The 21874-nt window shown below is 63.5% G+C and carries 25 protein-coding genes; 18 read left to right on the top strand and 7 right to left on the bottom strand.

The genetic code is table 11. The features are described from left to right. The first annotated feature begins 10 nt into the window (after positions 1–10). The 7 genes from ACN9MX_RS13445 to ACN9MX_RS13415 all read left to right on the top strand — a co-directional run bounded on the left by ACN9MX_RS13445 (position 11) and on the right by ACN9MX_RS13415 (position 6665). Positions 11–532 (top strand): DUF2840 domain-containing protein, encoded by a 522-nt coding sequence (locus ACN9MX_RS13445; protein ID WP_426387076.1) that lies wholly within the window; start codon positions 11–13, stop codon positions 530–532. Next, positions 529–1086 carry a S26 family signal peptidase gene (locus tag ACN9MX_RS13440; RefSeq protein ID WP_426387075.1) on the top strand — a complete coding sequence of 186 codons (558 nt, stop codon included), beginning with the start codon at positions 529–531 and terminating at the stop codon, positions 1084–1086. Before ACN9MX_RS13445 ends, ACN9MX_RS13440 begins: the two co-directional genes overlap by 4 nt. A 68-nt stretch (positions 1087–1154) precedes the next feature. Next, the gene (locus tag ACN9MX_RS13435) at positions 1155–1502 is read left to right on the top strand and encodes a DUF736 domain-containing protein (protein ID WP_426387074.1); all 348 of its coding nucleotides are present in this window, start codon (positions 1155–1157) and stop codon (positions 1500–1502) included. 4 nt (positions 1503–1506) lie between these two features. Next, on the top strand, positions 1507–2211 hold the full coding sequence (locus ACN9MX_RS13430) for a lytic transglycosylase domain-containing protein (RefSeq protein ID WP_426387073.1): 705 nt from the start codon (positions 1507–1509) through the stop codon (positions 2209–2211). A gap of 231 nt (positions 2212–2442) precedes the next feature. Next, positions 2443–4182, top strand: a complete 1740-nt coding sequence (locus tag ACN9MX_RS13425) for a relaxase/mobilization nuclease domain-containing protein (RefSeq protein ID WP_426387072.1) — start codon at positions 2443–2445, stop codon at positions 4180–4182. Positions 4183–4206: 24 nt separating this feature from the next. Then, positions 4207–6198: a conjugal transfer protein TraG gene (locus tag ACN9MX_RS13420; protein WP_426387071.1), complete on the top strand. Its 1992-nt coding sequence runs from the start codon at positions 4207–4209 to the stop codon at positions 6196–6198. Positions 6199–6203: 5 nt separating this feature from the next. Then, a complete protein-coding gene (locus ACN9MX_RS13415; protein ID WP_426387070.1) occupies positions 6204–6665 on the top strand; it encodes a CopG family transcriptional regulator in 462 nt (153 codons plus the stop codon). On the opposite strand, the gene ACN9MX_RS13410 is transcribed toward ACN9MX_RS13415, so the two are convergent. The 3 genes from ACN9MX_RS13410 to ACN9MX_RS13400 all read right to left on the bottom strand — a co-directional run bounded on the left by ACN9MX_RS13410 (position 6652) and on the right by ACN9MX_RS13400 (position 8751). Beyond that, positions 6652–6939, bottom strand: a complete 288-nt coding sequence (locus tag ACN9MX_RS13410; RefSeq protein WP_426387069.1) for a hypothetical protein — start codon at positions 6937–6939, stop codon at positions 6652–6654. The two genes, ACN9MX_RS13415 and ACN9MX_RS13410, sit on opposite strands and share 14 nt — an antisense overlap. Positions 6940–7097: 158 nt before the next feature. Next, positions 7098–8345: a type II toxin-antitoxin system HipA family toxin gene (locus ACN9MX_RS13405; protein ID WP_426387068.1), complete on the bottom strand. Its 1248-nt coding sequence runs from the start codon at positions 8343–8345 to the stop codon at positions 7098–7100. 70 nt (positions 8346–8415) lie between these two features. Beyond that, positions 8416–8751, bottom strand: a complete 336-nt coding sequence (locus ACN9MX_RS13400) for a helix-turn-helix transcriptional regulator (RefSeq protein ID WP_426387067.1) — start codon at positions 8749–8751, stop codon at positions 8416–8418. A 390-nt stretch (positions 8752–9141) separates the two neighbouring features. Here ACN9MX_RS13400 and trbB point away from each other — a divergent pair, with 390 nt between their 5' ends. The 11 genes from trbB to ACN9MX_RS13345 all read left to right on the top strand — a co-directional run bounded on the left by trbB (position 9142) and on the right by ACN9MX_RS13345 (position 18860). Then, the gene (gene trbB, locus ACN9MX_RS13395) at positions 9142–10128 is read left to right on the top strand and encodes a P-type conjugative transfer ATPase TrbB (RefSeq protein WP_426387066.1); all 987 of its coding nucleotides are present in this window, start codon (positions 9142–9144) and stop codon (positions 10126–10128) included. Further along, entirely contained in the window at positions 10125–10457 is a 333-nt protein-coding gene (locus ACN9MX_RS13390; protein WP_426387065.1) for a TrbC/VirB2 family protein, read from the top strand. The genes trbB and ACN9MX_RS13390 overlap by 4 nt, the downstream gene beginning before the upstream one ends. Continuing rightward, positions 10457–10738, top strand: a complete 282-nt coding sequence (locus ACN9MX_RS13385; protein WP_426387064.1) for a VirB3 family type IV secretion system protein — start codon at positions 10457–10459, stop codon at positions 10736–10738. The genes ACN9MX_RS13390 and ACN9MX_RS13385 overlap by 1 nt, the downstream gene beginning before the upstream one ends. Positions 10739–10748: 10 nt before the next feature. Continuing rightward, positions 10749–13187 carry a conjugal transfer protein TrbE gene (gene trbE, locus ACN9MX_RS13380; RefSeq protein ID WP_426387063.1) on the top strand — a complete coding sequence of 813 codons (2439 nt, stop codon included), beginning with the start codon at positions 10749–10751 and terminating at the stop codon, positions 13185–13187. Beyond that, positions 13184–13957: a P-type conjugative transfer protein TrbJ gene (gene trbJ / locus ACN9MX_RS13375; protein WP_426387062.1), complete on the top strand. Its 774-nt coding sequence runs from the start codon at positions 13184–13186 to the stop codon at positions 13955–13957. The genes trbE and trbJ overlap by 4 nt, the downstream gene beginning before the upstream one ends. 9 nt (positions 13958–13966) lie before the next feature. Next, complete coding sequence (gene trbK-alt / locus ACN9MX_RS13370) at positions 13967–14263, top strand: putative entry exclusion protein TrbK-alt (RefSeq protein ID WP_426387061.1); 297 nt, start codon at positions 13967–13969, stop codon at positions 14261–14263. Positions 14264–14265: 2 nt separating this feature from the next. Further along, complete coding sequence (gene trbL, locus ACN9MX_RS13365; RefSeq protein WP_426387060.1) at positions 14266–15603, top strand: P-type conjugative transfer protein TrbL; 1338 nt, start codon at positions 14266–14268, stop codon at positions 15601–15603. A gap of 9 nt (positions 15604–15612) precedes the next feature. Then, positions 15613–16296, top strand: coding sequence for a conjugal transfer protein TrbF (gene trbF, locus ACN9MX_RS13360; protein ID WP_426387513.1), 684 nt, complete (start codon positions 15613–15615; stop codon positions 16294–16296). Then, entirely contained in the window at positions 16293–17357 is a 1065-nt protein-coding gene (trbG, locus tag ACN9MX_RS13355; RefSeq protein WP_426387059.1) for a P-type conjugative transfer protein TrbG, read from the top strand. Before trbF ends, trbG begins: the two co-directional genes overlap by 4 nt. 113 nt (positions 17358–17470) lie before the next feature. Continuing rightward, entirely contained in the window at positions 17471–18622 is a 1152-nt protein-coding gene (locus ACN9MX_RS13350) for a TrbI/VirB10 family protein (protein WP_426387512.1), read from the top strand. Position 18623: 1 nt separating this feature from the next. Further along, positions 18624–18860 (top strand): DUF2274 domain-containing protein, encoded by a 237-nt coding sequence (locus ACN9MX_RS13345; protein WP_426387058.1) that lies wholly within the window; start codon positions 18624–18626, stop codon positions 18858–18860. Positions 18861–18950: 90 nt separating this feature from the next. Here ACN9MX_RS13345 and ACN9MX_RS13340 read toward each other — a convergent pair whose 3' ends face one another. The 4 genes from ACN9MX_RS13340 to ACN9MX_RS13325 form a co-directional block, all read right to left on the bottom strand. Further along, positions 18951–19958 (bottom strand): LysR substrate-binding domain-containing protein, encoded by a 1008-nt coding sequence (locus ACN9MX_RS13340; protein ID WP_426387057.1) that lies wholly within the window; start codon positions 19956–19958, stop codon positions 18951–18953. Between the two features lie 179 nt (positions 19959–20137). After that, on the bottom strand, positions 20138–20980 hold the full coding sequence (panB, locus tag ACN9MX_RS13335) for a 3-methyl-2-oxobutanoate hydroxymethyltransferase (RefSeq protein WP_426387056.1): 843 nt from the start codon (positions 20978–20980) through the stop codon (positions 20138–20140). After that, positions 20974–21447 carry a cupin domain-containing protein gene (locus ACN9MX_RS13330; RefSeq protein ID WP_426387055.1) on the bottom strand — a complete coding sequence of 158 codons (474 nt, stop codon included), beginning with the start codon at positions 21445–21447 and terminating at the stop codon, positions 20974–20976. The genes panB and ACN9MX_RS13330 overlap by 7 nt, the downstream gene beginning before the upstream one ends. Before the next feature lie 22 nt (positions 21448–21469). After that, the gene (locus tag ACN9MX_RS13325) at positions 21470–21868 is read right to left on the bottom strand and encodes a VOC family protein (protein WP_426387054.1); all 399 of its coding nucleotides are present in this window, start codon (positions 21866–21868) and stop codon (positions 21470–21472) included. Positions 21869–21874: the final 6 nt, after the last annotated feature.

The raw sequence follows: 21874 nt of genomic DNA, 5'->3' as shown, positions 1-21874 counted from the left end.
GAGACCCATCATGACCAGCGCCACGGGCTCCGGCCCGCAGCACGGCCCTGCGCCACTCGCCCGTTATGCCGACACCCTGACCCATGTTGAGCTGACGCATATCGAAAAGCGGATCGAGAACTGGATCAGGTTCGGACGTCATGTCAGCGATCACATCCTCAATCGACGGCGGCGCGTGCTTTCCTATCGACCGGGCAGTGTTTTCGGCTTTATTCGCTGGGCTGCAAACGACTTCGGCACCGTCGCCTCGCGGATCGACATCGTTCGTGCCGTGGCACCTGGTGAAGCCTATCAGACGCTGCCCTACATTCGACCCGGCGGCGAAATCCTGCTGACTGTCGATGGCTGGCCCAAGGTTTGCCAAATGCTTCGGCTGATTGATGACGTGGAAGCCGTCGGACTCGATGCCTGCGACGTAGCCCCCGATCACTGGCGCCATGTCGCGAACCGGATGAGCGTCGGTCAGGCACCGCGTGCATACACACCAGAACGTCATCAGGCATGGCTTAAGCGCCGGGAGATCGAGGGATGACTCGCTTCGGCTACGTCATGACGACGTATTTCTGCGTGCTGGCCATCGGCATCGCTTCGTTCGTGCCCGTGCCGCTCCGGTTGGTCTGGAATGCATCGGCCAGTGTTCCGATCGGTCTCTATGGGCTTGAACCGCCGCGCGATCTTCGCGTCGGCGATCTGGTCGCCGTGGCACCGTCCCGGCATCTGGCCGACTTCATGGTTGAGCGCGGATACCTTGGCAGAGGCGTGCCGCTGATGAAGCATGTTGCGGCGCTGCCGGGACAGATTGTCTGTCGGCTGAGGAGCACGATCACCGTGGATGGCGCGGCCCTTGGCGAGGCGCTCGACCGCGACAGCAAAGGGCGCAGGCTGCCGGTTTGGCAGGGTTGTCGCCGCGTCGCAGTGGGCACCGTCTTTCTGATGAATTCCGCTGTGCGGGACAGTCTCGACGGTCGCTATTTCGGCCCCATCCCGGCGCGCACGATCATTGGACGAGCAACGCCGATCTACACCGATGAAGCGGCGAACGGCCAATTCGTCTGGCGCCCAAACGCCCGTCAGACGGCGCGCTGACCGCCACCGTTCAGCCTCGCCATTGCTCATTAGTCAGCATCTCAACCGGCAACGCAAGGAGACTTCCCATGCCACAGATCGGCACCTTCACCCAGCATGCGGACGGCTTCGTCGGACGCATCCATACGTTCGCGCATTGCCGTGAGATCGGCATCCTGCCCGCCGAACCGTCCGATGCCGAGAATGCGCCGGACTTTCGTATTCACCTCCGTCATGACGACAGCATCGAGGTCGGACCGGAGATCGGTGCGGGCTGGAAACGTACCGGCGAGCGCGCTGGCACCTTCATCGCGCTGATCATCGACGATCCCGCTCTGCCGCAGCCCATTCGCGCCAATCTGTTCCGCGACGCCGCCGATGGCACGTCCTGGTCGCTGCACTGGAATCGCATTTCCAAGCGCGATGCACGGGATTGATGCCATGCGCCGCTCCACACTCCTCTTCCTTTCCGGCCTGACTTGCGCATGCCTCTTGCCGAGCGCCGCGCTCGCGCAATCGGCTGCGATCGAACGCGCAATGCCCGGCATTCCGTTCGGCGAATTTATTGCCGAGGCAGCGTCGCGTTTCGCCCTTCCTTCCGCCTGGCTGCACGCCATCATGCACGCGGAAAGTCGCGGAAAGCTCCGCGCAGTTTCGCCCAAAGGGGCGATGGGCCTGATGCAAATCATGCCTGCGACCTGGGACTATTTGCGCGCCCGGCACCGATTGGGGCCGGATGCTTTCGACCCGCATGACAACATCATCGCAGGCGCTGGCTATATCCGCGAACTGTTCGATCGCTACGGTTCGCCGGGCTGGATTGCCGCCTACAATGCTGGCCCCGGACGCTATGAAGCAGCGCTTCGGGGGCGCCCCTTGCCTGCCGAAACGCGCGCCTATGTCGCGATGGTCGCACCGGCGATCGCTCCGACTGGCACGGCCAATGCCACGGCAGTTGCCATGGTCGATCACTTCGCGTGGTCACGTTCGCCGATCTTCGTTGCGCGCGCGGCACCATTCATCTCGTCATCGGCTGAGTCCGCCGACCAGCAACTCGCCAAGCCAGCACAGTTCGGTGAACCTTCGGCTGCACCGCAACCGCATGGGCTGTTTGCTGCGCGAGCGACGGGGGATGGCCTTCGATGATCGGCACATCCGCCCATCGCATTGCCTCGCAGGATAGCGGGAGATCGGGGGAGACTGTCCCCACGACCGAAGGAGGGCAGGATAAAAGGGCGCACGTTGCGCTTGTGTCGGTTGGTTGCTTTTCCGAGGTTTTTGCGGCCTTCGCGCACCTTGCGCCGGGTATCGGCAAGGTGCCGAACCCACCTAACATTCTGTTTCTCCATCACCATTGGCACATTGTTCGGTGCGCCGATGGCCGATGATCGCGAGTTTCGCATCCGTCCCGGCCGCGTTCGCTCATCGGGTTCGCAGCGCGCGAGACCGTTCATTGCCCAAGCATTGGCGGCAGCCCAGCGGGCTGGCGGCGGCATCTCCCGGGCCGGACGCATCAAGACGGGCCACACCTCGCGCTTCGGCCGAGGACAACGCGCCAGCATTCAGGCCAATAGGCTCATCACCGCGCGCGCACGCGGTGCCGTCGTCAAAGCACGCATCGTTCGGCACAATGCGCGCAGCGCGCCTCTTGCCACCCATCTCGACTACCTGCGCCGCGAAGGCGTCACCCGCGATGGCGAGAAGGCTCGCCTGTTCGGCCCGGAGCCAAGCAACGTAGAGGCCGCGGAGTTTGCAGAGCGCTTCAAGGACGATCGCCATCATTTCCGGTTCATCGTCTCACCTGACGACGCACTGGAGATGGCGGATCTCAAAAGCTTCACCCGTGATTTGGTCGCTCAGATGGAGAAGGATCTCGGTTCCCGGCTCGATTGGGCTGCCGTCGACCATTGGAACACCGAGCATCCCCATGTGCACCTGATCGTTCGCGGCGTGCGCGATGATGGGCAGGATCTCATCATCGCCCGGGACTACGTCAAGGCAGGCATGCGGGATCGGGCGCGCGACCTCATCACCCAGGAACTGGGGCCGCGTACCGATCTCGATATACGCCGGTCCCTTGAACATCAGATCGGCGCCGAACGCTGGACCCAGCTCGATCGGCAACTGGTGCGTGATGGTGACAGGGGCGGTGTCATCGATGTGGCTCCGCTGCCGGGTGGCGACCCTGATCCGTTCCAGACGCTCAAGGTCGGGCGGCTCCGCAAGCTGGAAACGCTCGGCCTCGCGACGCAGATCGGTCCCGGCCAATGGACCATTGACGACAAGGCCGAGGCGACCTTGCGCGAAATCGGCGAACGCGGCGACATCATCAAGCGCATGCACCGGGCGTTGACCGATCGCGGCATCGAGCGCGCATTGGCCAATTACGTGCTGGCAGCAGAACATCTCGACCTGCCGGTTGTGGGCCGCCTGGTGGCGCGCGGTCTCGACGATGAACTGACAGGCAGTGCCTTTGCAGTGGTCGATGGCCTTGATGGTCGCACCCATCACATCAGGCTTTCCGACCTCGAAGCGGCAGGCGACAGTGCGCCCGGCTCGATTGTCGAACTGCGCAGCTTCGACGATGCCCACGGCATCCGGCGCGTGGCGCTGGCCGTCCGGTCGGACCTCGACATCGACCGCCAGATCACGGCCTCAGGTGCGACTTGGCTGGACCGGCAAGCTATCGCCCGCGCGCCTGCCTCGATGTCGGATAGCGGGTTCGGAGGCGAAGTGCGCGAGGCTCTGGAACGCAGGGCCGAACATCTCATGAAGCAGGGCCTTGCCGAACAGCGCGGCTCTCAGGTCAGCTTTACCCGCAATCTCATCGAGACACTGCGGCGCCAGGAGATCGCGTCGGTAGGCGACCAGCTTTCCGCCGAGACCGGCAAGCCCTTCAACCAGGCAGGAGGCGGCGAATATGTCGCCGGGACCTACCGGCAGCGCCTGACGCTGGCTTCAGGCCGCTTCGCAATGTTGGACGATGGTCTCGGCTTTCAACTCGTGCCCTGGACGCCCGCCCTCGAAAAGCACCTCGGTCGCCACGTCTCAGGCGTGGCCCGCACCGACAGCGGCATCGACTGGAGCTTTGCCCGCAAACGCGGCCTCGGCCTCTGACCCACCATCTCGAAAGGACTTTCCATGGCCGCCACCAAAATCCTCTGGGGTCAGATCATCACCGTCTTCCTGATCGTGCTCACGACCACCTGGACCGCGACCGAATGGGTAGCCTGGCGCCTCGCTTTCCAACCGGAACTGGGCGGCCCATGGTTTCACCTCTTCGGCTTCCCCTTCTATCCGCCACCCTCATTCTTCTGGTGGTGGTATGGCTTCGATGCCTACGCCCCGGCCATTTTCATAGAAGGCGCCTATATCGCGGCGTCTGGCGGCATCATCTCGGTTGGCGTTGCCATCGCCATGTCGGTCTGGCGCGCACGCGAGGCGAAGAAGGTCGAGACTTACGGTTCGGCGCGCTGGGCTGAGCCAAATGAGGTTCGTGCGGCCGGTCTGCTCGGTCCGGACGGCGTGGTGCTCGGGCGTTTCCACCACGACTATCTGCGGCACGATGGCCCGGAGCATGTGCTGTGCTTTGCCCCGACTCGGTCAGGCAAGGGCGTCGGCCTGGTCGTACCATCGCTGCTCGCATGGCCGGGTTCCGCCATCGTCCACGACATCAAGGGCGAGAACTGGCAACTCACCGCAAGCTTTCGCGCACGGCATGGCCGGGTGCTACTGTTCGATCCGACCAACGTGAAATCGGCCGCTTACAACCCTCTGCTCGAAGTTCGGCGCGGCGAGTGGGAGGTGCGCGACGTCCAGAACATCGCCGACATCCTCGTCGATCCTGAAGGCAGTCTCGAAAAGCGCAATCATTGGGAGAAGACTAGCCACGCGCTGCTGGTAGGCGCGATCCTCCACGTGCTTTACGCCGAAACCGATAAGACGCTCGCCGGCGTCGCCGCTTTCCTTTCCGATCCCAAACGGCCCATCGAATCAACTCTCGCCGCGATGATGACGACGGCGCATCTGGGGAAGGACGGCCCGCATCCGGTCATCGCCAGCGCAGCCCGCGAGCTGCTCAACAAATCGGACAATGAACGGTCGGGCGTGCTGTCCACGGCCATGTCCTTCCTTGGCCTGTATCGTGATCCGGTGGTCGCGGCAGTGACCCGGCGCTGCGACTGGCGCATCACCGATATTGTCGGCAGTCAGCATCCAACGACGCTCTACCTCGTCATCCCTCCATCCGACATCAACCGGACCAAACCGCTCATTCGGCTCCTGCTCAACCAGATCGGACGTCGCCTCACCGAGGATTTGCAGGCAAAGCGCGACCGGCATCGGCTGCTCTTGATGCTCGACGAGTTTCCCGCCTTGGGCCGCCTCGACTTTTTCGAAAGCGCACTCGCTTTCATGGCAGGCTACGGGCTGAAGAGTTTCCTGATCGCGCAGTCCTTGAACCAGATCGAAAAGGCCTACGGCCCCAACAATTCGATCCTCGACAACTGCCACGTTCGCGTGAGTTTCGCCACCAACGATGAGCGCACCGCCAAGCGCGTGTCGGATGCGCTTGGCACCGCCACCGAAATGAAGGCGATGCGCAACTATGCCGGGCACCGTCTTTCGCCCTGGCTTGGGCACCTGATGGTTTCGCGCTCGGAGACTGCACGTCCCTTGCTGACGCCGGGCGAGATCATGCAACTTCCGCCCGCCGATGAAATCGTCATGGTGGCCGGAATCCCGCCGATCAGAGCCCGCAAGGCCCGCTACTTCGAGGACGCGCGCTTCAAAGAGCGGATCTTGCCGCCGCCTGCCTTGGTTGTCCCGAAACAAATACAGGCAGATGACTGGACCGGCTTGGCGGTGCCGCCGCAGATTACTTCCGCCCCGGCATCGCAGGTCGCGAGTGGTGACGACGACGATACGACTGATTCCGAACGGCGGCAGCAGCCCGAGCTGAGCCTGACCCAACCCATCGCAAACCAGCAACCCATACTCAATGAGTTCGAGATCGACAGCGATCACAACGATGAGGGCGATGATCTGGCTGCACGAAACCGCGCGTTGACCGGGATCATGCAGGGCGTGGCGCGGCAGGCATCGCTCGATTTCGGCGATGGAATGGAGATCTGATGACCATGTCCCTCCGCAAGAAGAAGGCGCAGATTTCCGTCTATCTCGATCCCGATGTCATGACGATGCTGGCCGATTATGCCGCGCGCCGAAATCAGTCGCAGTCGTTGGTGGCTGAAGCGGCTATCGCTTCGTTCCTTTCGCCCGATGGGGCCGATCGCCGCGAAGCCGCTTTCGCGAAACGGCTCGATCAGATCGATCGGCGCATGGCGCGGACGGAACGCGATGTGGGTATCGGAATCGAGACCTTGGCGGTTTTCATCCGATTCTGGCTGGCGACCACACCCGCCTTGCCAGAACCGGCGGCCCAGGCTGCCCGGGCCAAGGCCGGCGAACGCTACGACGCCTTTGTCACGGCACTCGGCCGACGGTTGGCCAAAGGCCCGAGGCTGCGTCAGGAAATCCCGGAGGACAGCATGGGTGAAGGCGGCAGTGCTTTGCCTTCTCAACCGCTCAAAACGGAATGACTCCATTGCGGAATGCGGCAACGACATCCGACCGATCCACAAAATCCCGCTTATTTTCGGCGTTCCAGTCAGGGAAGGAGAGGAACAACGGATCAGCGAGAACGCCGATCTTGGGCTTGTGTCTGGCGAACTGGTGGGCGGTCAGATCATAGCTCCAGTCACCCACCATGACCCAGAAATGGTGCTCATATCCGCAAGCCTTGGAACCCTTGATGATGCGGACATTGTCGAGCCGATATTTCTCTTCGAGGAGATAGGTCAGGATGAGCGACACGCTCTCGCAGCAATTCTTCGGGTAGGAATATCCGAAGGGGTAGTCGAAGATCCTCTCGAGCCTGTTTCTCTCCAGGAACCCCAGCAACCTGGTCGCTGAACCATCGATGTCGGTTTTGCGGATCTTGGCATTCCCATTGCTGCCGCGAACTGCTCCCGTCAAAGCTGCGGTGCTCCATCGACATAGCCTTCGAAAGCGTAGTCGTTGAAGAACTGGCGGCGCCACAGATATCCGCGATCGACCTCGCTCAGCTTGGCTTCGTCGCAGATGTCACCCCACAATCGGGCGATCTTCACGATCTGGTCGTTAATCAGATCACGGGCATCGCGGTCGCCCAGCAGGAAGTTCGACGCCGACAGCCGGCAGCTTTCCAGAAGGCTGCGCTTGTCCTCGACATCGCCTTGGCGAAAGACCAGCATCGCCTGATTGGCCTCCCGGCCGTTACGCGGCTGCGGGCATATGTCGTAGCCCGGTGTGAGCGTGAGATTGGCGCCATTCCAGAAGGCGGCATGATTGCGGGCATGGTCATCGGTATTGCCCGTCAGCACGTTGAAGACCATCCGTCCGAACAGTTCGCGCAGTGTCGCTTGCGGATCGGTGAAGCGCGCGCGCACAATCTCGGCGAGATCGACATAGCTCGCATAGCGCGCCTGCATTTCTCCCAGCCCGAACATCGTCAGGGCGGAGACCATTGCCCGGCGAGTCCAGCCAGTGCCGTTCCATTCGCGGTCGAAACGGCGCACCAGGAGGACATCCTTGCCGCTCGCCTGCGTCAGTTGAACGGGTGCGACGTCGAGGCCCACTTCTGCCGCGAGGCGCATCGCAACGAACTCGGCCTTCACCACGGCCATGGTGTCGCTGGTGCCTGAGAATTTTGCGATGAACTTGTCCGCGCCATCCTGGATCAATGCCTTGGGACGTGCGCCGCCGATGGAACTCCCGTGGAACAGCGCCTTGTCGAGAGCCTGGGGAATGGGTTCGCCTCGCTCGACCCGTTCGGCCGCCTCGAGCAGTTCCTCAAGCGTCGCGTTGTCCTGCTCACGAGCCTGATACCGATCGGCTGACGTCTGGAAGTCGAGCGCGCCAATGCGGTCGGAACCCGAATTGAGCATGAAGGTCAGTTCATCGAACTCGACATTGTGCGCTGCCTCGCCGCGAAGGCCCGTCAGACGATTGATGATGACCCGGCGCCCCCATGCGTCCGGCGCGCCGTCGCGCAAGCACCCAGCCATATCGAGCGGGGCTTCGGGCAAGATCCTGCCGCGTTGGAGTGGCAGCTCCGGCGCATAGATCGGCATGGCGTCGGCACGTTCGAGATAGGAACGGCCATAGTTGAAGGCATAGAGACCACCGTCCAACTCGATCCGCCCGGCAATGACGGGCTCAAGCGCACCTGGCAGCCACATCCACACGAAAGCTTCCGTAGCCGGCGGGATAGGACCTTGAGCAGCAGCCGCAGCAGCGGACTGAAGGCGATCAGAAGTCATCTTTCACCTCCGAGCGCGGATGCCGCACCGACTGCGGAAGGAGCGCCAGCTTGTCGTTGACCCTCGAAATCTCGGGAGCAAGCCGGGAAGGTTCGTCAACGAAGAGCGGTACACCCACCAGCGTCGCGGCCTCGAAGACCAGCCCAATTTCTACCTTGGGGTGCCCCTTTTCGATCAGTTGCAGCGTGCTGCGCGCGATACCCACCCGGGCTGACAGGTCAGCCTCCGACATCCTGCGCTGCTTGCGCGCGAGACGAATGAGCCCACCCATCATGGTCAGGGCTTCGCGCGTCATGCGGGAATATGTGCGGGGATGCTCCGTCATATGAACCTCAATGTCGGTTATAGCGGTCATAAAACAGTTTCCCGACCGCGATAACGGTCAATACCATCAACAATGCTAAAAAACAATGGAATGACCGCGAAGGCAGTCAGAAAGCCCATTCGTGACGGTTATGGCGGTCATTTTCAGCTTTGTCGGCAAAAGTTCAAGGTACTGGACATGCCGAACGCCGGCCATTGCTCTGTTGCTGGCGACTGAGGCGCCGTGCGTGGTTCCATTGCCTTCCCAGATCCCCGGCACTCCGCCGTTTCCCTGTATTTGCACGCCACGCTTCTACTACGACCGAAACCTGTTGAACCGGACAAATTTCCGGCTCTCTTAATCATCCCCAAGCCGGGGAGCGCCTGTTCTCCCCGATGAAACGGGGACCAGATGGCGGCTTCACATCATAATTCGCAAAGGTCGGCCCGAGGCGCACGCATGCTGCGCACCGCGCTCGGTCCCGCCATTGCCCGCCTGCTTGAAGACCCGTCGGTCGTCGAAGTCATGCTCAATCCAGACGGACGGCTCTGGATCGACCGCCTGTCCGAGGGTCTCTCCGATTCCGGCGAACGGCTCTCGGCTGCCGATGGCGAGCGCATCGTTCGCCTGGTCGCACACCATGTCGGCGTCGAAGTCCACACTGGCGCACCGCGCGTATCCGCCGAGCTTCCCGAAACGGGGGAGCGGTTCGAGGGGCTGCTTCCGCCTGTCGTCGCCGCGCCGACCTTCGCCATCCGGAAACCCGCCGTCGCGGTCTTTACGCTGGGCGACTATGTGGCTTCCGGGATCATGACGAGCGACCAGGCCGAGGCCTTGCGCTCAGGCGTTGTCGCCCGCGCGAACATCCTGGTCGCAGGTGGCACCTCGACCGGCAAGACCACGCTCACCAATGCACTCCTGGCCGAAGTCGCGAAGACCGACGATCGCGTCGTCATCATCGAAGACACGCGCGAGCTGCAATGCACCGCGCCGAACCTCGTCGCTATGCGCACCAAGGACGGTGTCGCATCGCTGTCCGAGCTGGTGCGCTCGTCGCTCCGCCTTCGTCCTGACCGCATTCCGATCGGCGAAGTGCGCGGGAGCGAAGCTCTCGACCTCCTGAAAGCCTGGGGCACCGGCCATCCCGGCGGGATCGGGACGATCCACGCTGGTAGCGCCATCGGCGCCCTCCGTCGGATGGAGCAACTCATCCAGGAAGCCGTCGTGACCGTGCCCCGCGCGCTGATCGCGGAAACCATCGATCTCATCGCCGTCCTCGCCGGTCGCGGCGCCTCTCGCCGCCTGGTCGAACTCGCCCGCGTCGAGGGTCTGGGTCCGGACGGCGACTACCATGTCACTCCCATCATCCCTCAACCCGCAGAAGGAGCCTGCCAATGAATGCGTCTGTCCGTCGTCCCTATCACCGCCTGACAACGGCCCTGTCCGCGCTCGTCCTCACCACGGTCATGGCGCCCGCCGCCCACGCTTCGGGCTCCTCCATGCCCTGGGAAGCCCCGCTGCAATCCATCCTCCAGTCGATCGAAGGACCGGTCGCCAAGATCATCGCGGTGATCATCATCATCACCACGGGCCTGACGCTGGCGTTCGGCGACACGTCAGGCGGTTTCCGCCGTCTGATCCAGATCGTCTTCGGCCTCTCAATCGCATTTGCCGCATCGAGCTTCTTCCTGTCGTTCTTCTCGTTCGGCGGCGGGGCGCTCGTCTGATGATGGGCGGTGTCGAACAGGGCGGCGAGATCGCCGGCTATACGGTCCCGGTTCACAGGGCGCTCACCGAGCCGATCCTGCTTGGCGGCGCACCGCGCGGTCTCGCCATCCTGAATGGCACGCTCGCAGGCGCTGTCGGCCTCGGCCTGCGCCTCTGGCTCATCGGCATTGGCATCTGGGCAATCGGCCATGTCGTCGCCGTCTGGGCCGCCAAACGCGATCCGCTCTTCGTCGATGTGGTGCGCCGCCATTTGCGCATCCCCGGCCATCTTTCCGTCTGAGGGGGCACACGTGTTCAACCTGGCCGAATACCGCAACCGCAACAGCCGGCTCGCCGACTTCCTGCCCTGGGCGGCTCTGGTCGGCCAAGGCATCGTTCTCAACAAGGACGGCAGCTTCCAAAGGACCACGCAGTTCCGAGGGCCGGATCTCGACTCTGCGGTGCCTGCCGAACTGGTCGCTGTGGCAGGAAGACTCAACAATGCCTTCCGCCGCCTCGGATCGGGCTGGGCGATCTTCGTTGAGGCTGATCGTCACGCCGCGGCCCACTATCCTGGCTGCCGGTTTCCCGATGCTGCGTCGGCGCTGGTTGATGCCGAGCGCAAGGCCGATTTCGAGGAAGCCGGCGCGCACTTCGAGTCCGCCTACTTCCTCACCATCTGCTATCTGCCACCAGCGGAAGATGCTTCCCGCGCGGAAAGCTGGCTTTACGAGGGCCGGGAACATTCCGGCATCGAGCCATTCGAAGTCCTGAGCGGGTTTGCTGACCGCACCGATCGCATCCTGCGGCTGATCGAAACCTTCATGCCCGAATGCCGCTGGCTCGATGACGCCGAAACGCTGACCTACCTCCACGGCTGCGTATCGACCAAGCGGCATCGAGTCCGCGTGCCCGAAACGCCGATGTATCTCGACGCGCTGCTCGCCGATCAGCCGCTTACCGGCGGCCTCGAGCCGCGCCTCGGTGCGTCGCATCTGCGGGTTCTCACCATCACCGGATTCCCGACGGCCACCACGCCGGGTCTGCTCGACGAGTTGAACCGCCTGGCCTTCCCCTACCGATGGGCGACACGCGCGATCCTGCTCGACAAGACCGATGCAACCAAGCTGCTGACCAAGATCAGGCGGCAATGGTTCGCCAAGCGCAAGAGCGTTGCCGCGATCCTGAAAGAGGTGATGACCAACGAAGCATCGGTCCTCGTCGATACCGACGCGGCGAACAAGGCCGCTGATGCCGACCTCGCGCTTCAGGAACTCGGCGCGGACTATGCCGGCATGGCCTATGTCACTGCTACCGTGACGGTCTGGGATACAGATCCGCGCACCGCGGATGAAAAGCTGCGCCTTGTCGAGAAGATCATCCAGGGCCGAGATTTCACCGCCAGCCCGGAGACCATCAACGCGGTCGATGCCTGGCTCGGCTCCCTGCCGGGGCACGTCTACGCCAATGTCCGGCAGCCGCCCATCAGCACTTTGAACCTCGCCCACATGATACCCTTGTCAGCGGTGTGGGCGGGGCCGGAACGGGACGAGCATTTTGCAGCGCCCCCACTGCTCTTCGGCAAGACCGAAGGCTCAACCCCGTTCCGGTTTTCCCTTCACGTCGGCGATGTCGGGCACACGCTCGTCGTCGGCCCGACCGGCGCGGGCAAGTCCGTTCTCCTGGCCCTCATGGCGCTCCAGTTCCGGCGCTACCCCGGTGCCCAGGTCTTTGCCTTCGATTTCGGTGGTTCGATCCGGGCGGCGGCGCTCGCCATGGGCGGAGACTGGCACGATCTCGGCGGCGGGCTCACCGATGCCGCGCAGACATCCGTCAACCTGCAACCGCTCGCGCGAGTGCATGATCTGGCCGAAAGGGGGTGGGCTACTGACTGGATCGGCGCGATCCTGACACGCGAAGGCGTGGCAATGACGCCTGACGTGAAAGAGCACGTCTGGTCCGCGCTGACCTCACTGGCCTCGGCGCCCGTCGACGAGCGGACGATCACTGGACTTGCTGTCCTGCTCCAGTCCAATGACCTTAAGCAGGCCCTCCGGCCCTATTGCGTCGGCGGTGCCTATGGCCGCCTGCTCGATGCCGAAGTCGAATATCTCGGCAGCGCCACGGTGCAGGCTTTCGAGACCGAGGGACTCATCGGCACCGGAGCGGCATCCGCGGTCCTGGCCTACCTCTTCCACCGGATCGAAGACCGGCTCGACGGATCGCCAACGCTCATCATCATCGACGAAGGCTGGCTCGCGCTCGACGATGAGGGATTTGCCGGCCAGCTGCGCGAATGGCTGAAAACACTGCGCAAGAAGAACGCCAGCGTCGTCTTCGCCACGCAGTCGCTGTCCGACATCGACGGGTCGCCCATCGCACCCGCCATCATCGAGAGCTGCCAAACCCGGCTTCTTCTGCCCAATGAGCGCGCGATCGAGCCCCAGATCACGGCCATCTATCGCCGCTTCGGGCTCAACGATCGCCAGATCGAGATCATCGCGAGGGCAGCTCCCAAGCGCGACTATTACTGCCAGTCCCGGCGCGGCAACCGGCTCTTCGAGCTGGGTCTGTCCGACGTCGCACTGGCGCTCTGCGCCGCCTCATCGAAGACCGTTCAGGCCGCCATCGCCAAGATCCTCAGCGAGCACGGACGCGAAGCCTTCCTCATTCAATGGCTTCGACACCGAGGGCTCGGTTGGGCCGCTGACCTCGTCCCCAACCTCACCAATCAGGACAAAGCACCATGAAACTGCGTAACCCCCGCAGCGTTCGGCTCATTGCCGCGCTGCTTGTCGCCCCGGTCGCTCTCACGCCGATGCTGGCCGCGCCGGCATACGCCCAGTTCGGGTTCGGCGGGATCGTCTATGACCCCTCGAACTACGCGCAAAACGTGCTGACGGCGGCGCGATCGCTTCAGCAGATCACCAACCAGATCACGTCACTGCAAAATCAGGCGCAATCGCTGATCAATCAGGCCCGCAATCTGGCGAGCCTGCCGTATTCCGCGCTCCAGCAGCTCCAGCAGTCGGTGCAGCGCACCCAGTCGCTCCTGAGCCAGGCCCAGAACATCGCCTACGACGTGCAGTCGATCGATCGCGCGTTCCAGCTCAAATACGGCAGCACGGCGATGTCGGCGAGCGATACCCAGCTCATCGCCGATGCCCGCGCGCGCTGGCAGAATACCGTCGGTGGCTTGCAGGACGCCATGCGCGTGCAGGCAGGCGTCGTCGGCAATATCGACACCAATCGCACCCAGATGTCGGCGCTGATCGGCCAGAGCCAGGGCGCTACCGGTGCATTGCAGGCGGCGCAGGCCGGCAATCAGCTTCTCGCCCTCCAGGCTCAGCAACTGGCCGACCTCACGGCGCTCATTGCTGCGAATGGCCGGGCGCAGGCGCTTCAGTCGGCAGAACAGACGGCTGCGGCTGCACAGGGCCAGGAGCAGCGCCGCCGGTTCCTGACGCCGGGCACCGGCTACCAGCCCGGCAACGCCAAAATGTTCCAGTCGGGCAACTGAGGTCAGACGATGGACGGCAAGACCCTCGCACGCATCGGCGCTGTCGCCTTCGTGGCCTTCGCGGTCACGGCGACTGCGATCGATATGAACCGCAGCGATGCAGGTCCGGAAGCGGCCACAGAGAAGCCGCCGTCCATCGTCCGGCACGACCCGCTGGATGACCAGCTTGCCCGCTGTTCGCAGGCAGGCGAAGCAGGCGCCCATGATCCGCAATGCCTCAAGGCATGGGCTGACAATCGGCGCCGTTTCCTCGGGGCTACGCCTGCGCCGGACCAATTCTCATCCGACCGGCCGGAGGTCCGCTGATCGTGGGCGGCACCGGCGTCATCGACCATTTCCTCGAGGTCTTTACCCGCTACATCGATGGAGGCTTCGGGCTCCTGCATGGCGAAGTCGCATTCATTGCAACGACGCTGGTGGTTATCGACGTCACGCTTGCCGCGCTGTTTTGGTCGTGGGGCGCCGACGACGACATCATGGCGCGCCTCATCAAGAAGACGCTGTTCGTGGGCATGTTCGCCTACATTATCGGCAACTGGAACAACCTTGCCCGCATCGTCTTCGAAAGCTTCGCAGGCCTCGGCCTGAAAGCGAGCGGAACGGGGTTCAGCACCGCAGATCTCCTTCGCCCTGGCAAGGTCGCGCAGACTGGGCTGGACGCCGGGCGGCCGTTGCTCGACTCAATTTCCGACCTGATGGGCTACTGGTCGTTCTTCGAGAACTTCATCCAGATCGCCTGCATGTTGTTCGCCTGGGCGCTCGTGCTGCTCGCCTTCTTCGTCCTCGCCATCCAGCTTTTCGTGACCCTGATCGAGTTCAAGCTCACGACGCTGGCGGGGTTCGTGCTCATCCCTTTCGGCCTCTTCGGCAAAAGCGCCTTCATGGCCGAACGTGTGCTCGGCAACGTCATCTCGTCGGGGATCAAAGTCCTCGTTCTCGCCGTCATCATCGGCATCGGCTCGACGCTCTTTTCCGAATTCACCGCAGGCTTTGGCGGGGCAACGCCATCGATCGACGACGCCATGGCCATCGTCCTTGCCGCCCTGTCGCTTCTCGGCCTTGGAATCTTCGGGCCAGGCATCGCCAATGGCATCGTATCGGGCGGACCGCAGCTCGGCGCAGGCGCCGCCATCGGAACTGGCCTTGCCGCCGGCGGCGTCGCCGTCGCCGGGGCCGCCGCAGCCGGTGCTGTCGCATCGGGCGGAGCTGCTCTTGCCAGCGGTGCGGCCGCCGCCGCTCGTGGCGGCGCTACGCTCGCAGGCGGTGCAACGACCGCGTACAGCCTCGGGGCCGCCGGGCAATCCGGCGTTGCAGCCGTGGCATCCGGTCTCGGCAATGTCGCCAGTACCGGCGCACAGGCCGCTGCCTCACCATTCAAGCACGCAGCATCGAAGGCCGCCGATAGCCTGAAATCGAACTACCAATCCGGAGCCAATGCCGCGGCCGAAATCGCGGGCGCCACATCCGATGCTGAACCGGCCGCCGCCGCTGCACCGAGCGGGGCTACCGTGAACCAGCCCGATTGGGCCAAGCGCATGAAGCGCAATCAACAGCTTTCCCAAGGCGTTCAGGTCGCCGCGCACGCCGTCAAATCGGGCGACAGCCACGGCGGCGGTGCTTCCATCAACCTCTCAGAAAGCGACTGAGCCATGAGCATCTTCAAACGACCATCGACCCACTACGGCAAATCGCCCGAACCCGAGACACCTTACCAACGTGCAGGCCAGGTCTGGGATGACCGCATCGGCTCGGCCCGCGTCCAGGCCCGCAATTGGCGGATCATGGCCTTCGGTTCACTAACCTTGTCGGCAGGTCTGTCCGCAGCGCTCGTCTGGCAGACCGCCAGCGGTTCGATCGTTCCCTGGGTGGTGCAGGTCGACCATCTGGGGCAGGCTCAGGCCGTCGCTCCCGCGACAGCCGACTATCAGCCAACCGATCCGCAGATTGCGTTCTATCTCGCGCGCTTCATCGAGCAGGTCCGCAGCATTCCGGCAGATCCCATTATCGTGCGCCAGAACTGGCTACGCGCCTACGACTTCACGACACAGGCCGGGGCTCTCGCGCTGGGGGACTATGCCCGTGCCAACGACCCCTTCGCCAAAGTCGGCAAGACGCAGGTCGCGATCGACGTTTCCAGCGTCATCCGGGCTTCGCCCAGTTCGTTCCGCGTCGCCTGGGTCCAGCGAACCTATCAGGACGGCGCGCTCGCTGCGACCGAGCGCTGGACCGCCATTCTCACCATCGCCGTGCAGCCGCCCCGCGATCCCGAGAAACTCCGGGCCAATCCGCTCGGCATCTACATCAACGCCATCAACTGGTCGAAGGAGCTTGGACAATGACACCCACCTTACGCAAAGCCTGGAGCCCGAGCGTATGGTTCCCGGCTTTCCTGTCCGCAGCCATCCCCGCCGTGCGCAGATCTGCGCTGCCGTTCCTGTTAGCCACGTCCACGCTGGGCGGCTGCGCCACGGTGCAAAAGCCGCCTGCCATCAATTTCGACGATGCGCCCGCAGCCGTGCAAGCGGTCGAACCACCGGCGCCCGTCAGCGTCGTCGAAATGCCGCAGGTACTCCCGCTGCCGGGACAGCTAAAGCCAGTCGGCGGGGAGGGGCCGTCTACGTCCGACTTGGCCGATCCAGCCTCGCGCGTGAACGCCGCCAACGCCGCAGCGCGCATGCAGCCGGTCAAAAACGGCTTCATCAACGCCATCCAGGTCTACCCGTTCGTCGATGGGGCGCTTTATCAGGTCTATACCGCGCCGGGGCAGATCACCGACATCAGCCTGCAACCGGGCGAACAGCTCGTCGGCGCCGGCCCCGTTGCAGCCGGCGACACGGTTCGCTGGATCATCGGCGACACAGAAAGCGGCGTCGGCGCATCGCGGCAGGTCCACATCCTCGTCAAGCCGACGCGCGCATCGCTAATGACGAACCTCGTCATAAACACCACGTCGCGCACCTACCACATCGAGCTGCGCTCCACCGGGAAGACCTACATGGCGTCGGTTTCGTGGCAGTATCCGCAGGACCAGCTCATCGCGCTCCGCCGGCAGAATGCCGAGGCAAGGGCCGCCGAGCCCGTCGCATCGGGTATCGATCTCACCCGCGTCAATTTCCGCTACGAGATCGCGGGCGATCGTGCGCCGTGGAAGCCTCTGCGGGCATTTGACGACGGTCGCCAGGTCTTCATCGAATTCCCACGGGGCGTCGCCCAGGGCGAGATGCCGCCGATCTTCGTCGTCGGCCCCGAAGGCAATACCTCAGAGCTGGTGAACTACCGGGTCCGGGCCAACTACATGATCGTCGACCGGCTCTTTGCCGCTGCGGAACTGCGCTTCGGGTCTGGCAAGCGCCAGCAGCGGGTCCGGATCTCCCGCTCGGACGGGAGGCCGGGATCGTGACCGAACAAGATGAACCCGGAAGGGAGGATGGTGCGGTGGCGCAGGGTACTGCCCCGCCGGATGCGGAAGACGGCGACGGCGCGCTGCCGCTCGTCGGCGAACCAGTTGCCCGCATGCGACTGCGGTCCGAACCGCCCCGCGTGACCCGCCTATCACGCAAGGTGCTGGCCGGGGTCGGCATTGTGACCGGCCTCGGCATCGGTGGCGCGCTGATCTATGCGCTCCAGGCCCAGCACGGCGGCAAGGCGACCGAGGAACTGTACACGACGGACGGTCGCAGCGCGCCTGATGGCCTCGCGGGACTGCCCAAGGATTACAGCGCTGTCCCACGGCTTGGGCCGCCGCTGCCCGGCGATCTCGGGCGCCCGATACTCAATGCCCAGAATGGCGGCCAGCCCGTTCCTGCACCGGGTATGGCGCCACTGACTGCCGCGCCTGCTGCTCCCGATCCGGAAGTCCAGCGCCGCCAACAGGAATTGGAGGCGGCACGGACGGCTCGCCTGTTCTCTGCTTCCCAGGCTGTTTCCGGCAACCTGTCGTCTTCGTCCCCGCCGGTAGCAGCTCCAAGCGCGACGGATTCGGCCGGGCTGGGTCTCGCACCGCAGTCGGCCACACCAACAGCGCAGGACCGGCAATTGGCTTTCCTTGGGCAAAGCCCCGAAAAGCGCACGGTTGCACCAGACCGGGTCATGGCGCCAGCTTCCGCCAACGTGCTTCAGGCGGGCGCAGTCATTCCCGCTGCCCTGATCACCGGCATCCGCTCCGACGTGCCCGGCCAGATCACGGCGCAGGTCACGCAGAACGTCTACGATAGCCCTACCGGTCGTATCCTCTTGGTGCCTCAAGGGACCCGGATCATCGGCCAGTATGACAGCGGCGTCGGCTTCGGCCAGCGCCGGGTTTTGCTGGTCTGGAACCGTCTCATCATGCCCGACGGCCGCTCCATCGTCCTTGAACGGCAGCCCGGTGCCAATGCGGAGGGCTATGCGGGCCTGGAAGATGGCATCGATTTCCACTGGGGCGAGATGTTCAAGGCCGCGGCGCTTTCGACGTTGCTTTCGGTGGGCGCCGAGGCAGGAACCAGCCAGAACGAGAGCAGCCTGTTGCAGGCGCTGCGCTCAGGAGCCTCGAACAGCATCAGCCAGACGGGCCAGCAGATCGTCAGTCGGCAGCTCGGCATCGCGCCGACTCTAACCGTCAGACCCGGATTTCCGGTCCGGGTGATGGTGACGCGCGACCTTGTGCTCGAACCCTATGGAGGCTGAGATGGCAAAGCTGAAACTTGGTCCGATCGCAGACGACAAGCCGGTCAAGGTCACACTGGAGCTGCCGGCAAACCTCCACCGCGATCTCGTCGCCTATGCTGCGATACTCGGCCGCGAGGCGGGACATGTGACCACAGATCCGATCCGTTTGATCGTGCCGATGCTTGAGCGCTTCATCGCCTCGGATCGGGGCTTTGCCAAAGTCCGGCGCGGTGCCCAACACCGAACCGGTGATTGATAGCCTGGGACTGCGGTCCGAAATTTGCATACATGTTTCGGACACGGGCAATCGACCTGCTCCGCGTTCACCTCATCGGAACCAAAGGTTCTACGGATCGGTGTCCCCCTTGCCGGGGAATCGGAAATTGAACGCGGATTGTTCAACCGCACTGGTCATTGAGCGGGCCAGGTCGAGAAGACCTGCCAGCGCGGGGTTGCCGTTGCTCGCCGACCAAACCCCGCAGAAGGGCAGAACTTCATCTTCGATGGGCCGGAATACGACGCCGGGGAACAGTGCTCCCGTGGTGGCTTCGCTCGTGACCGTAAGCCCGCGCCCCAACGCAACCAATTGCATCAGATTATCGCGTCCAACCAGGTGCTGATGGATGTCTGGATGCCTTCCGAGACTGGCGATCCGCTGCACCAGGTAGTCGTGGATTTCCTCTCCCGGCGCAGCCTCGCTCACCATGAATGGCTCATGGGCCAGATCCTCGAAGTTGACCTTCAGGTCACCTGCGCGGGGATGATGGGTGGGCAGAACTGCGAATACCCGTTCGGACCAGAGATGCTGGCTGGCACAGCCCGGCCACGAGCCCGCGCCGGTAATGAAGGCGACGTCCAACTGGTGCTGGCGGATCGCCGCCAGATGCTCGGCCGGATTTCCATCGATGAAGGTGAGTTGCACTGCCGCATGTCGCTCGCCAAAAGCTTGGACGAGCTCGGAAAGGAATCCCGAGGCCAATGACGAGAATATGCCGATCTTCAGGTGGCCGTCATCTCCGCGGCCAATGGCCGAGACTTCGGCCTTCGCTATGCCGATCTCCGACAGCGCTTTGCGTCCGCGCTGGACGAACTGCTTGCCTGCATGTGTGAGTTTTACGCCACCAGGAGAGCGGATGAAGAAGGTTGTGCCCAGTCGCCCTTCAAGGTCACGAATGCGACGGCTGACGGCCGACTCCTGAATGCCAAGAGCGGCTGCAGCCCGGCGGAAGCTGCCATGGTCAGCGGCAGCGACCACATAGCGGATGTGCCGCAATTCAATACGTGATCCCGGCAGAACCGCGTCCTTCCGGCACTTGAGCTGAACCTCGCAATTGGCGAAAGCAGGGCGACGCAATGCTCATAAGGACCATTTGAGCGAGAGTGAGTTGCCCGATTACGGCGGCTGGATTCCTTGGTCGCGATTTCAAATGGGTGCCAGATTTATACTTGCACCCGTGGGCAAGCCCAGAGCATGCCCACCGCCGAACTCAAGGCCCGCGTCATCAATACCCTTGGGAACGTCGCAGTCACCGCTCACGTCTTGGCCCCATAGAGATTGTCTTGAGTGGGGAATGCCCCGTTGCGCACCGCAGACGAAAACGCAGCGATCCCTGCGTCCATGGTTGATCTGAGATTGGCGAACCGTTCAACGAAGCGAGCCGTTCGCTCGGTCATGCCCAGCATGTCCTCCAGAACCAGAATTTGCCCGTCACAGGCGGCGCTTGCGCCGATGCCGATCGTCGGAATGGTGATTCTGGCTGAAATGTGCCGGGCCAGCGGTTCAACTACCGCTTCGATCACGACGGAAAAAGCTCCGGCAGCCGCGACGGCTTCCGCATCAGCCTCAATCGAGCCCGGCGCGTTGGACCGCGCCAAACTGGCCGCTTCCTCACGCCCTCGCGCCCTGAAAGAGCCCAGAGTGTGAATGGACTGCGGCGTCAGGCCGATGTGGGCCATGACGGGGATCCCGCGCGCTGTCAGAAAAGCGATCGTTTCGGCAAAGTGAACGCCGCCCTCGATCTTGACGGCCCCACAACCGGTTTCCTTCATTACCCGTGCTGCCGATGCGAAGGCCTGCTCCTTCGATTGCTCATAGGACTCAAACGGCATATCGACGACCACAAGTGCGTAGCTGGTTGCGGCCACAACAGCGCGCCCATGGGCGATCATCATCTCCAGCGTCACCGGCAGCGTCGATTCAAAACCATACAACACGTTGCCCAGTGAATCGCCGACAAGCAGGATATCGCAATGTGGGTCGGCCAATGATGCACTGAGGGCATGGTAGGCTGTTAGGGCGACCAGTTTCTCGCCCCCCTTGGCCGCCAGCACATCCCCTGCTGTGCGGCGCTTGATCGAAGTTTGTGCGCTCACCACGCGGTTCCATCCTTGCGGGTAAAGCGCCAGCCGCCTTCGGACCATGCGGCGGCCAGGTCATCCTCGGGATATTCGCCTTGGTCGGTAACACTCCGGTCGCCCACTTCTAGATAGTGGACGTCCTCCCCGGTAAGGTTGACCAGATGATGGGCCATGCCGCCCGCCGGGAACCCTATGCACATCCCCGGTGCCAGCGGAACCTCGCCTGCGTCGGTGCGCAGAGTGGGACGACCGGAGAGGATGTAGATAAACTCTTCCTGCTCTGTATGCCGATGCAGCAGGGCGGATTGCGCGCCCGGCGGCAGCACGGTGAGGTTCACCCCAAAGCGCGACAGGCCAAAGGCATCGCCAAGCTGGCGCTTGACCCGACCGGATACGCGCGCGGCAAACTGCGGCGGGTAGTTGGAGGGCTTCGCACGTGGCGCGATGTCCATGGCGCGGCGTGGCACCGGCGGAGAAGTGGTCATGCGATATGCCTCCGCGTGATCGTCAAGAATTGTCGGCCTGATGACAGACAATGCATATCTTGTTGCCGTCGAGATCCCGGAAATAGGCACCGTAGTAATGGGCGTGATACTGTGGTCGTAAACCCGGGGCGCCCTCGCTCGTTGCGCCGGCTGCTATTGCGATCGCGTAGGTGCGGTCGACCGTGGCGCGATCAGGCGCCAGCAGGGCCACCATGCCGCCGTTGCCCGGATCGGCCGCTTGCCCGTCGAAAGGCGGACCAAGTACGAAAAGCGGGCGGGTCGACTCCGCCGGGTTCCAGATCACCAGATGCGAGGGGGCTTCGGAATGCCGACGGCGCCACCCCAGTTCACCCATGATCGGGGTATAGAAGTCGCTCGCCCGATCAAGGTCATTCGCGCCGACAAAGACATGGGAAATCATCGCTGC

The sequence above is a fragment of the Sphingobium sp. R-21 genome (assembly GCF_049913335.1).
Classification (GTDB): Bacteria; Pseudomonadota; Alphaproteobacteria; order Sphingomonadales; family Sphingomonadaceae; genus Sphingobium.
Note: the sequence above shows the minus strand (reverse complement) of the source record. Positions and strands in the feature narration are given on the sequence as shown.

Excerpts from the sequence above, each read along its gene's own strand:
- ACN9MX_RS13425 (WP_426387072.1), top strand. The coding sequence starts at position 2,443 with ATGGCCGATGATCGCGAGTTTCGCATCCGTCCCGGCCGCGTTCGCTCA.
- ACN9MX_RS13405 (WP_426387068.1), bottom strand. The coding sequence starts at position 8,345 with ATGTGGCTGCCAGGTGCGCTTGAGCCCGTCATTGCCGGGCGGATCGAG.
- trbJ (WP_426387062.1), top strand. The coding sequence starts at position 13,184 with ATGAAACTGCGTAACCCCCGCAGCGTTCGGCTCATTGCCGCGCTGCTT.
- ACN9MX_RS13330 (WP_426387055.1), bottom strand. The coding sequence starts at position 21,447 with ATGACCACTTCTCCGCCGGTGCCACGCCGCGCCATGGACATCGCGCCA.
- ACN9MX_RS13345 (WP_426387058.1), top strand. The coding sequence starts at position 18,624 with ATGGCAAAGCTGAAACTTGGTCCGATCGCAGACGACAAGCCGGTCAAG.
- ACN9MX_RS13390 (WP_426387065.1), top strand. The coding sequence starts at position 10,125 with ATGAATGCGTCTGTCCGTCGTCCCTATCACCGCCTGACAACGGCCCTG.
- trbB (WP_426387066.1), top strand. The coding sequence starts at position 9,142 with ATGGCGGCTTCACATCATAATTCGCAAAGGTCGGCCCGAGGCGCACGC.
- ACN9MX_RS13435 (WP_426387074.1), top strand. The coding sequence starts at position 1,155 with ATGCCACAGATCGGCACCTTCACCCAGCATGCGGACGGCTTCGTCGGA.
- ACN9MX_RS13415 (WP_426387070.1), top strand. The coding sequence starts at position 6,204 with ATGTCCCTCCGCAAGAAGAAGGCGCAGATTTCCGTCTATCTCGATCCC.
- trbK-alt (WP_426387061.1), top strand. The coding sequence starts at position 13,967 with ATGGACGGCAAGACCCTCGCACGCATCGGCGCTGTCGCCTTCGTGGCC.
- ACN9MX_RS13350 (WP_426387512.1), top strand. The coding sequence starts at position 17,471 with ATGCGACTGCGGTCCGAACCGCCCCGCGTGACCCGCCTATCACGCAAG.
- ACN9MX_RS13385 (WP_426387064.1), top strand. The coding sequence starts at position 10,457 with ATGATGGGCGGTGTCGAACAGGGCGGCGAGATCGCCGGCTATACGGTC.
- ACN9MX_RS13430 (WP_426387073.1), top strand. The coding sequence starts at position 1,507 with ATGCGCCGCTCCACACTCCTCTTCCTTTCCGGCCTGACTTGCGCATGC.
- ACN9MX_RS13420 (WP_426387071.1), top strand. The coding sequence starts at position 4,207 with ATGGCCGCCACCAAAATCCTCTGGGGTCAGATCATCACCGTCTTCCTG.
- ACN9MX_RS13400 (WP_426387067.1), bottom strand. The coding sequence starts at position 8,751 with ATGACGGAGCATCCCCGCACATATTCCCGCATGACGCGCGAAGCCCTG.
- ACN9MX_RS13445 (WP_426387076.1), top strand. The coding sequence starts at position 11 with ATGACCAGCGCCACGGGCTCCGGCCCGCAGCACGGCCCTGCGCCACTC.
- ACN9MX_RS13325 (WP_426387054.1), bottom strand. The coding sequence starts at position 21,868 with ATGATTTCCCATGTCTTTGTCGGCGCGAATGACCTTGATCGGGCGAGC.
- trbG (WP_426387059.1), top strand. The coding sequence starts at position 16,293 with ATGACACCCACCTTACGCAAAGCCTGGAGCCCGAGCGTATGGTTCCCG.
- ACN9MX_RS13440 (WP_426387075.1), top strand. The coding sequence starts at position 529 with ATGACTCGCTTCGGCTACGTCATGACGACGTATTTCTGCGTGCTGGCC.